Annotated in this window: 12 protein-coding genes; 5 read left to right on the top strand and 7 right to left on the bottom strand. The window is 23.2% G+C overall.

Annotated elements, in window-relative coordinates; translation table 4 throughout:
• The first annotated feature begins 113 nt into the window (after positions 1-113).
• A complete protein-coding gene (locus tag EHU54_RS03085) occupies positions 114-3020 on the top strand; it encodes a hypothetical protein (protein WP_400248878.1) in 2907 nt (968 codons plus the stop codon).
• Between the two features lie 20 nt (positions 3021-3040).
• On the opposite strand, the gene EHU54_RS03080 is transcribed toward EHU54_RS03085, so the two are convergent.
• Entirely contained in the window at positions 3041-3517 is a 477-nt protein-coding gene (locus tag EHU54_RS03080; protein WP_400248877.1) for a lipoprotein, read from the bottom strand.
• A 296-nt stretch (positions 3518-3813) separates the two neighbouring features.
• On the opposite strand from EHU54_RS03080, the gene EHU54_RS03075 reads away from it, so the two are divergent.
• The 4 genes from EHU54_RS03075 to EHU54_RS03060 all read left to right on the top strand — a co-directional run bounded on the left by EHU54_RS03075 (position 3814) and on the right by EHU54_RS03060 (position 5832).
• Positions 3814-4194, top strand: a complete 381-nt coding sequence (locus EHU54_RS03075) for a hypothetical protein (protein WP_400248876.1) — start codon at positions 3814-3816, stop codon at positions 4192-4194.
• Positions 4195-4239: 45 nt separating this feature from the next.
• On the top strand, positions 4240-4410 hold the full coding sequence (locus EHU54_RS03070; protein ID WP_400248875.1) for a hypothetical protein: 171 nt from the start codon (positions 4240-4242) through the stop codon (positions 4408-4410).
• Positions 4411-4765: 355 nt separating this feature from the next.
• Positions 4766-5383 carry a hypothetical protein gene (locus EHU54_RS03065; RefSeq protein WP_400248874.1) on the top strand — a complete coding sequence of 206 codons (618 nt, stop codon included), beginning with the start codon at positions 4766-4768 and terminating at the stop codon, positions 5381-5383.
• Between the two features lie 95 nt (positions 5384-5478).
• Positions 5479-5832, top strand: coding sequence for a S1 RNA-binding domain-containing protein (locus tag EHU54_RS03060; RefSeq protein WP_400248873.1), 354 nt, complete (start codon positions 5479-5481; stop codon positions 5830-5832).
• A gap of 44 nt (positions 5833-5876) precedes the next feature.
• On the opposite strand, the gene EHU54_RS03055 is transcribed toward EHU54_RS03060, so the two are convergent.
• From EHU54_RS03055 to EHU54_RS03030, 6 genes are all read right to left on the bottom strand, one after another.
• Complete coding sequence (locus EHU54_RS03055; protein WP_400248871.1) at positions 5877-6029, bottom strand: hypothetical protein; 153 nt, start codon at positions 6027-6029, stop codon at positions 5877-5879.
• Positions 6030-6041: 12 nt separating this feature from the next.
• Positions 6042-6815 (bottom strand): DNA-methyltransferase, encoded by a 774-nt coding sequence (locus tag EHU54_RS03050; RefSeq protein WP_400248870.1) that lies wholly within the window; start codon positions 6813-6815, stop codon positions 6042-6044.
• Positions 6815-7270, bottom strand: coding sequence for a hypothetical protein (locus EHU54_RS03045; RefSeq protein WP_400248869.1), 456 nt, complete (start codon positions 7268-7270; stop codon positions 6815-6817). The genes EHU54_RS03050 and EHU54_RS03045 overlap by 1 nt, the downstream gene beginning before the upstream one ends.
• A complete protein-coding gene (locus EHU54_RS03040; protein ID WP_400248868.1) occupies positions 7264-7413 on the bottom strand; it encodes a hypothetical protein in 150 nt (49 codons plus the stop codon). The genes EHU54_RS03045 and EHU54_RS03040 overlap by 7 nt, the downstream gene beginning before the upstream one ends.
• 99 nt (positions 7414-7512) lie before the next feature.
• Positions 7513-8181: a RecT family recombinase gene (locus EHU54_RS03035; protein WP_400248867.1), complete on the bottom strand. Its 669-nt coding sequence runs from the start codon at positions 8179-8181 to the stop codon at positions 7513-7515.
• Between the two features lies 1 nt (position 8182).
• On the bottom strand, positions 8183-8439 hold a 257-nt coding region (locus EHU54_RS03030), incomplete at its 5' end, for a hypothetical protein (RefSeq protein ID WP_400248866.1).

Here is an 8439-nt window from a genome sequence, read left to right as displayed (position 1 = left end):
TCATTAATAAAATCAAATTTATCAAATTTCATAATTTTAGATTCCTATAATTTCTATTTTAAATATATTTTATAGGAATTTTAAAATAACTAGGTTATGCAAGAAGTCTAATAATGCAAGTACCTAATATTAATAGTATTTTTAAAAACTTAAATGAAAGAATAATGGATAATAGTGTTCGATCTGATTTAACTAAATTAGATATTGATATAAAAAGTAATTATTTCTTTTTTCCATTTATTATTAAAACTGGTTTAGTAAATATTACTGATAAAGGTTTTCAACCTAATAATGGAGTACCACAAAACTTTACACAAATGTCACAAATATTTACTGGTAAAGAGGGAATTATAGCACAATGAAAAAATGCAATTAAAATTAGATCTAGACATATCCCCGATATTTGAAATTATGATTTTTTCCAAAAAGAAAAAGATTGATTTACTTATTATTTTGATGATTTTAAAAATAGTTTAACGGATAAAATTAGTTATTTATATATTACTAGTACCGAAAAAACTTATTTATGAGATAAAACAAAACAAGTTTTTGTTAATAAAGAAGAGCCTGATAATAATTATCCAGTTAATAATATTTGAGAAAAAATTAATAATGAAAATGGTTTTAATGTTTATGTTATTAATTTACAAAAAATTAATAAAGCATTAGATAATTTTGCTATTAAAAGAAAATTTAAAGGTGATGCTTATAAATGTCATATTGTTAATATTAATGATACTGTTGAGTTTTCTAAATTAGGTGGTGAAGAATATTTTGGTGAATATACTGCTTGATATCTTGATCGTACAATTACAATTGAAACTACTTATAATTTTCAAAGAGAAGATTTTTTAAGATTTTATTTAGTTTCTTTACAATCTGATAAAGAAGATGTTGATGATAATTTATTAATGTTTATATCAAATGCTCAACCAAAATATAATGACTTAAATGAATTAGTATATTGAAATATTACTTTTAGTTATGTTAAAGATTATATTAATACTACTGGGCAAACTATTCAGCAATTCGTACAATTTTCAGCAGCAGGTGAAGGTTATGTTATTCCTAAAATAATATGAGATGATTTAGGTATTCCCAAAGATTATGAAATTAACGAAAAATTTACTGGTGATAATGGTATTAAAAGTATTCAATTAACATTATTAGGTAATAATGGTTTTACTGCACCAGTTATTTTTGGTCGCCCTATTGAAAAATTAGGTAAATGAAATGAAAAAGTATATCCGCAACGAAGATTATTTATTGATAATTTAAAAATGCCAGTAGCAGATAGTTTAACAAAATCGTCAAAACCATTAACTACTTATTTACTAACTAATGGTATTCCTGCTATTAATGGTCAATATGATAACTGATTAAAAAGAAAACAAGGTCAATCTAACCAAGAAGTTAAAAAGAATTATGAGGGATACTTAAATACTGATAGAAAATTAACACAAGCAACTAATCCAAATAATTTAATTGTTAAAGATGTTGCTTTAAATTATAAAGGTAATGCTGTAATTAATAAAGATTTTGATGTACGAGCAAATGGTTATTTTAAATATAATGAAGCAATAGGACATAATACTATTAATCCAAGTAAAAATCGTGGACAATTAAAAGATATGTTAAATTTATTTAGTGTTATGGTTAATCATATTATTTCATTACCAATAGATATAACAGAAAGTATTGCATGAACTCAGCGTGATATTCCTATTGTTGGTAAATTTTTAAATGCAATAAGCTTAGGTATTCCGATTTATTGAAAAACAATAGATAAAAATACTAATAATTTATATCCAAATATTAATAATGGTATTCCTTTATTCATAGGTAAATCAAATTATACATTTTATGATGAAAGTTATTGACCTATTGTTGAAGATAATACTCGTCCACAATCAAAAAATCAAGGTAATATACCACTTGATGCATTTATATATAATACTCAAGATGAGGTTAATGATATAATCGGTACTAGTGCAAGTAATACAAGTTGAGCATTTACTTTAACTGATAAAATAACAGCATCAAGATGAAATAAAAAAACAAAACAAGAAATAAGTAAACAAAATTGAATTAGTAGTGTTTTTATTCCTGAAAGTTATAAAGATGAAGATAAAGATTATTTATTTTTAATGAATAAAGAAGGTATATCATTACCAACTATTTTAAAAGAAGATGAGGTAAAAACCGATATTATTGGCAGTGGTCGATATATTATTGATGCAGTTGGTTTTTATAATTTAGGTAAAACTGCGGTAAGAATTTATATGTTTTCTGATGATATTGATTTATTTGATCCATATTCAATTATGAGTTATTTTGTTAGTTTACAAACAACAAGTTTATATAACAATTCAGTACGATATTGATTAACTCTTTATTCACTTAGTTATTTAGATCAATATATTGATGATGATATCGTCCATGAATGACCTGTTAAATTACCTGACCCACCACCAAGTATTAATTTCTATCCAGTACAAATTAATTTAAGTAAAGCAGATAGTAAATTAGAATCAAATAGTGCTTGGAATGGAAATCCAGCAAGCACACCAGATTATAAAAATCATTCCCAAGATATTTTATTATTTGATTTTGGAACATTTGGAGCAACTAATTGACAACAAATTAAAGATAATTATGATAGTTTTACATTTATTAATATTGGTCATATCCGTGTATGAGCAGATGCACAAGGAACTCATACAAATAATTTGGATAAAGAACTAGGAAATAAATATGTTATTAAAGCAGAATATATTAATGAAAGTGGATACTCTGTTTTTAATAATTTAGAAGAATTAAATTATCCTTTTGGAAAACAAGCAGGATTTCATTTTAAAACACAAATTTTATTTTACAATGATGGTGTTAAATTAAAAATGCGTGTTAATTATGAATTATATGTTAAAGGTGGTAATTATCAAATTGGCGGATATTGAGAAAAAGGAAGGTTTAATATTGAAACAACTCCAATGGCATATTTTAATTTAAAACAAAAATAGGGTTTTATCCCTATTTTTAATTAAGCAATTATATTACCATTTTCATCTATTTTAGGTAAATCTGGAATAGATTTATCATCATCTCATTTATATAAAGATTTAAATAATTCTTGTTGTTTTGAATCATCTTCTCATCTTTTAATTAATACAGTTCTTCATTGATCTCTTTCTTCAACCAACATTAATCCTGAATTATATCCTTGTTTAATACTATATTGAAGAATATATTTACCATCTTTTTGAATATATGTAACTGAACTATTTATAAAATTAAATAAACTAATTTTTCATGTATCTTCTTTTGTTGTTCTTCAAATTGTAGCATAATATTTATTATCAACTTTTTTAAATGGTTGATCTTTTGGACATATTTGTTTTCAATTACCAACATCTTTTCGTTCGCAGTCACTTAAATTATCAACTTTGCAACTTATTATACTCACAGTACTTGAACCTGAAATTACTAAACTACCTAAAATACTTAACATTTTTTTCATATATACTAACCCTCTTTCTGGTCACATTATATATATATATATATATATATATACAAGTATATATATACAAGGGTAAATTAATAAAAACTAAAAAAGTGCTCATAATAAGCACTTTTGTTAATATTTTGATAAATAATTATTCATAGAAAAGATTACTACAAATATTTTAAAGAAGGATAAGTAATTTATTTAATTTAATAAATTACTTAGATAAATTATATTATTTTTTTATATAAAATCAACAAATAATATTATTTCAACCATTTTCAATTATATTGTTGATTATTTTTTTAGTGATGTTAAGATGGTGTCGTAAAATTAAGAAAGGAAATGAAAATATGAATTATGAAATCTTAGTTGGTATTGGGGTTGGTGCTTGTTTTATAGGTATTTTAGGTTATAAAGGATTGGAACTTTTAATTAAAAAAGTAACTAAAAATAAACTTAAAGAATCTACAAATAAAGTAGTAGGACAAGAAACATTAGAAGCTATTCATTTAGGTTTAATTCAAACTGCTAATACTTTGGGTATTGGTAATACAGAATGAGCACAAGTATTAGAAACAAATAAACCTATTAGTGAAGATGAGTTTAATCATATTGTTAAAGTACAAAGAGCAAAAACACCAATTTCTAAAAAAGATATTAAGTTATCTAATAAAACAATTAAAGTCTAAAAAAGACTTTTTTTGTTTATAATGGTGACGCGTAGAGGTGAAATTATGGCAGATATAACAAAATTAGAAAGTTTTAAATTAATAACATTAGAAGAGTTTAAAAATTGAGAGGGTTTTGATAAATTAGTATCACAATACGGGAAAAAACTTTATGATGATAATATTTCAAATTATTTAATTTGAGGGTATTACAAGAGCAAGTTTACAATTAGATAGTATTTGTGGTTATCGTTTAGAAACGGAGTTTCCATTACTTGATCCAAATAGTGAAATTGATAAAAAACGCATTAATTATGTAAAAATTGCTTGTTGTTTACAAACTCAATATTTAATAAGAACTGGGATTGAATATTCTAGTGGTGGTGAAAATAGTAGTGATGGTGTCGCAAGTTATACATATCCTAGTAATATGAAGATATAATTTTCACCAGATGTTATTAGTTTATTAGAAAAAGCAAAGTTTTATAAATCACAAACTATAACTAAAATAAACCCTGATAATTATGGTTTTAAAAATGAATATCATACTTGATTTGGTCGACCTGATACTAATCATAAAGATAAACCAATTATGTTAAGTGAAGCAGATGCTAAATATGTATGAAAAAATAGTATTTTTAAATCTAATACTTTATCTATTATTCCGTGATCTGATACAGAAAAAAGTGGTATATGACAAATTGAAATTTCTCCTGAGAAAATAACTAAAATAGTTGATGATTATTTTAAAAATAATTTAGTTAAAATTGATAATAGGAGTATTATATATAATCTTAATAATGAATTAAGTGTACCATTTAATAATATATCAATTGTTAATAAAGATGATAGATGGTCAGTTTCAGATGATTATGCTCTTAAAAATGAAATAAAAAAATGAAATAAAGTAGATACACCCGATTTTCAACTTAATACATCTAATAGATATATGTTTGATTATAATTTTAAAGATAAAATTATAAGAATAAAAATTAAGGGTGGCGAAGTAGAAAAAGAAACTTGAGGTGGTTGATTAGAATTAAATTTAAATGAAAGTGGTGGTAAATATAATTTACCATTATCTATTAATAATAGTAATTCATATTTTAATTTAAAAATTGAGTTAATTGAATTGCAAACTGCTCTTATAACATTAGATACTAATATTACTGTTAATATTCAAGATATTAAAATTGAAAGTTGAGAATAAAAAAATAATCTTAATTGGTTATTTTTTTATGTCTTACAAATTATTTTTAACATTTTAATAGTAAAATTAACTTTAGTAAAGGAGAAAAAAATATTATGTATAACAAAAATAGCAAAATTATTGTAAAAATAACAAGTATTACTCCCTATGGTGCTTTTTGTCGAGCCGAAAGAGCTGACGGCTTAATCCATATTAGTGAAGTTTCAGATTACTATGTAAGAGATATTAAAGATTTCTTTGATATTGGTGATGAAATTGAAGTTGAAATTATTGATTTTGATTCAGTTAGAAAACATCTTAAATTAAGTTATAAAAATCTTCATCCAGAACTATTGAAAAATGATGATGATATTGAAATTCAAGAAATTAAAAAAGCTTTTCAAGATTTAAACAATCAACAAAATAAAACAGAAAATACTGAAAATATTATTAAATCAAATGAAAATTAATAAATTAATATAAAAAATAGTCATATTAAGACTATTTTTTCATTTTATTTATTTTCTTTCTTGTGTTGTGTTATATAAAAATTTATAAGATGTTCAATTCGTTGTGAGTTGGTATATAATTCAGGTAATTCATTTCAAACTTTTTCTTGTTTTTCATTTAAGTAAACATTAATATTACGAATTAATTTTCTTTTCATAAATGATTTCCTTTAAATAAATAATGTAGTTTGAATATTACTTAATCGTTGTTTTGCTAACTTATAATATTTTTCATTAATTTCTATACCAATTCAACGCCGATTTAATTGTTCACAAGCAATAGCAGTTGTACCGCTTCCTAAAAAACAATCTAATACAGTATCACCAACTTTACTATGTTTATTAATTTGTAATTTAATTAAATTAATATCTTTTACAGTAGGATGTTTAATGGTTCCTATAAATTGATTATTACTATTAGTAATTTGATAAACAGTTTGCATATCTTGATTTCAAACATTACTATAAGAAATTGGTTTATCATAAATATATAAACATAGTTCTTTGTCTTTCCTATATGCATTATTGGTGGGTGCATCATTTGTTTTTTGATAAATAATTGGCTCAAACTTTGAATTATAATTATCAATTTCAATTAAATAATCTTTTAATTGTTGTTTTGATAAATAAATTATAAAATTTGGTTTTTTAATAATTCGCATTCATTCTTTAAAATATGATGGTATATCAAAACTATCAATAAATTCACCTTGTAAAAATTCAAGTTCTCTTTTACGAATTTGATATTGAATATTAGATGTATTAGGATCATTTAATTTTTTTAAGTTATATTCAATATGTTTTTCTTTATTTTCTAATTTTTTATCAATATCAGGGTAAAGGTATGGTGGGTCAGTTAATATTAAATCAATACTTTTATCAGATATTGTTTTTAATATTTCTAATGAATCACCAAGTATTAATTCACCTAAATTAGTTTTCATTATTTACCTTCATAATTAGCAATAATAATTGCGTCTCGTAAATGATTACTTATTTTCTCATTATTATAGAATCAACCTTTACCATATTCATAAGTTAATAAATTATCTTCACCATAAATTGCTGTTATTTTAAGATATTTACTTAAATTTTCCATATTTTTAACAACTGATTTAGTGTTTTTTGGTGATACTCAATTAATAAAATATTTGTAAACAGATAATGCTCCTAATAATCTTAATAAATCATCTCTATCTTTACTTGCATTAGCAGATGTATATAAACAATCTTCAATATTAATTTTTTCTTCATAATCAAACAATTTATCATTAATAAATTCATATTGTTCTTTTCAATTTTTATTTATAAATTCTTGTTTATCTATTAATTTATTATTTTTATAAACAACAATAGCGGTAGTACCTGTTCCTGATGGGTCAATACCTATTTTTATCAAGTGGATCATTCCTCATCGTTGTTATTATTAACTGCTGGTACTACATTTGAGATATCTTCTTCTTTAACTACATTATTGTTATTGTCCGCTATTTCTGTATAAGATGGGGTATTTATATTATTTGATAAGGGTTCATCGCTCATCTGCCCTTTATTTTTGGCGACACTACTATCATTATCAATATAAATCTTTTCATCATTAGTTGTAATAACTGCCTGATCTGATTTATAAGCTTGTTGTAATTAAACAGACATAATACCCCATTTTCTTAGTAAACTAGTTAATACTGTTTTAAGGGCCATTTCATCAAAACTAGCAATATAAAATGATTTATTTTTAGCATAAGTTTTAGAATATTTCATAAAATGATTTTCCATTTGTTCTTTGGTCATATATAATGTTTTTTCAAAACCATTAACCATTTTAAAATATGCTACATAACCAATAATTGGTAATTTTTCTCGTTCATCTTCATTTTGTATTCAATTAAAACTAGTTCCTTTTAAACGATCATAATTTACTAATTCATTTTCTTTTACATCTGATACTGACATATCTAAATATTGACCACTACGCTGTGCTAATTGTATATAACCTTTATAACCCATTTGAAATTGTGCTTGATTAATTCACTCTTGCACTTCACGACCATTAATAATTCTTGTTATTTTTGTGTTATATGGCACTACATAAGCATACCGGAATTGTTTTTCCATTGGTAAATTTAATAAAACACCTTGATAACAAGCAGTCATAATTGTTTTTGGATCTGCTTTTTGTAATAATTCATTACTATTTGATATTGATACAATATTACTTTTAAATCTTGCAATTTCATTTTCATTAGAAAATTTACTTTTTATTCAATCAGTTGCCTTATCTGTTCTTAAAAATTCAACAATATTTGCCATGTTATTTTTCTCCTTTATTTATTTTAAAATTAATACCTTTAACTCCAATTAAATTAATATCTTTATTACTATCTCATTGTTCTTTAATTTCATTTTTAACAATTTGTTCATCAACAGTTAAATAATTTTTAATAAGATTAATAAGTTCTAATTTATCGGCTTTTTGTAAAAAATCATCATTAATACCAATAACCTCAATATCTTTAATTAATAATTTTTCTTTCCGAAAATTACTAGTAATAATTTTTAATTCTTGTT

Origin of the sequence: Spiroplasma sp. ald, from assembly GCF_044714355.1 — a bacterium.
Classification (GTDB): domain Bacteria; phylum Bacillota_I; class Bacilli_A; order Mycoplasmatales; family Mycoplasmataceae; genus Spiroplasma; species Spiroplasma phoeniceum.
The sequence above is the reverse complement of the archived record's forward strand: the minus strand, read 5'-3'. Positions and strand labels throughout refer to the sequence as shown.